This window comes from Paraburkholderia sp. RL18-101-BIB-B (genome assembly GCF_046026985.1).
In the GTDB taxonomy this organism is placed as follows: domain Bacteria; phylum Pseudomonadota; class Gammaproteobacteria; order Burkholderiales; family Burkholderiaceae; genus Paraburkholderia.
This window is the reverse complement of record NZ_JARESV010000223.1, coordinates 1-362: the sequence shown is the minus strand read 5'-3', so window position 1 is coordinate 362 and position 362 is coordinate 1. Positions and strand designations below refer to the sequence as shown.

The 362-nt window shown below is 58.8% G+C and carries 1 protein-coding gene; it reads left to right on the top strand.

What is annotated here, in order from left to right; all coding sequences use genetic code 11:
* On the top strand, positions 1–277 hold a 277-nt coding region (locus P0D73_RS46835; RefSeq protein WP_408436572.1), incomplete at its 5' end, for a copper-binding protein.
* Positions 278–362 lie beyond the last annotated feature (85 nt).

Genomic DNA, 362 nt, shown 5'->3' with positions numbered 1-362 from the left:
ATCGGGTGGCATCCGCGAGCGAATCGAAACAGAAGTCTTGCAGCCAGCGTCGGATGGAGAAGTCAGTTCGACCCGAAGCGTGGAGTTCGTGGCCACGGTGCTAAAAATCGACCGGAAGAACCGGCAGGTCACACTGCGCGGCCCGACTCAGACACAGGAGTTCGATGTTGCCCCGACGTTATCGCTCGACAGCCTGAAAGTGGGCGATGCCGTTCGCGCAGAATTTATCCCCCCCGTTGCCGCTTCGGTTGTCCGCGTCAGGACTGCTCCTCAGTGAGCAGTGTCGCAAGGCAACTGTCTCTCCGGCAGATTGCCCGGATGGTTCGCTCGGATTAAACGAACTGCGCCGGAACGAAACAAAT